The 1,295-nt window shown below is 66.3% G+C and carries 1 protein-coding gene; it reads left to right on the top strand.

Annotated features, from left to right (window positions below; genetic code table 11):
• Positions 1–1,295, top strand: a 1,295-nt coding sequence (locus BI292_RS11280; protein ID WP_178076570.1) for an autotransporter-associated beta strand repeat-containing protein, incomplete at both ends; no start/stop codon positions are given.

Below are 1,295 nucleotides of genomic sequence, written 5' to 3'. Positions count from 1 at the left end.
GCGCTGACTAACGCGGTCAACACCGCCGGCAACCTGACCGTCGGCGGCACCTCTAATCTGACCCTCGGCGGGGTGGTAGGCGGCAGCGGCGGGCTGAGCAAAAACGGCGCGGCCAACTTGACACTCAACGGCGCCAACACTTTCCTCGGCGGCACCACGCTCAATGCCGGCAGCCTGACCGTCGGCAACGCCAATGCCTTGGGCAGCGGCGCACTGACCGTGGCCGCCTCTTCGACACTCGACGCCAATACCGGCGTGGCCATCGCCAACAACATCATCGCCAACGCCGCTCTGAGCGTCGGCGGCAGCAATGCCTTGAGCCTCGGCGGCGTGCTCAGCGGCAGCGGTAACTTGATCAAGAACGGCGCGGCGAATCTGGCGCTGAATGGCGTCAACACTTTCCAGGGCGGCACCACGCTGAATGCCGGCAGTATCACCGTCGGCAACGCCGCTGCATTGAGCACCGGCGCGCTGAACGTCGACGGCGCGAGCACCTTGACCGGCAGTTCGGCGCTGACCCTGAACAACGCAATCAACCTCAATGCCAACCTGACCACTGGCGGCGCCAACGCGCTGACCCTCGGCGGGGTGATTGGCGGCGGCAATGGCCTGATCAAGACCGGCGCTTCGAGCCTGACGCTGACCGGCGCCAATACCTACACCGGCACTACCGCGCTGAATGCCGGGTCGCTGATTGTCGGTTCCAACACGGCGCTGGGCAGCGGCTCGTTGAACGTCTCCGCCGGCACCACGCTCGATGCCAGCACCGCTGCGACGTTGGCCAACGCGGTCAACCTCGGCGGCAACCTGACCGTTGCCGGCAGCAACGCGCTGACCCTCAACGGCACCGTCGCCGGGATTGGCGGGCTGATCAAAAGTGGCGCGGCTGACTTGACGCTCAACCACGCCAATACCTACCTCGGCAACACGGCGCTGAACAGCGGCAAACTGATCGTCGGTGCCAGCGGTGCCTTGGGCTCGGGCGCGTTGAACGCGGCGGGCAATACCACACTGGACAGCAACACGGCGGTCAGCCTGACCAATGCGGTCAACCTCGCCGGTGCGTTGAATGTCGGCGGCAGCGCCGACCTGACCCTGGCGGGCAACGTCAACGGCGCCGGCAGCCTGGTGAAAAACGGCGCGGCGAATCTGATCCTCAACGGTTCCAACAACTTCCTCGGCGGCACCACGCTGAACGCCGGCACCGTGACCGTCGGCAGCAACTCGGCGCTGGGGCTGGGCAACCTGACCGTCGGCGGCGCAGCGACCCTCAACAGCATTGCGCCGATCAACCT

It is taken from the genome of Pseudomonas sp. 43NM1 (assembly GCF_002836905.1).
Lineage (GTDB): Bacteria > Pseudomonadota > Gammaproteobacteria > Pseudomonadales > Pseudomonadaceae > Aquipseudomonas > Aquipseudomonas prosekii.
This window is presented reverse-complemented; position numbering and strand designations above follow the sequence as displayed.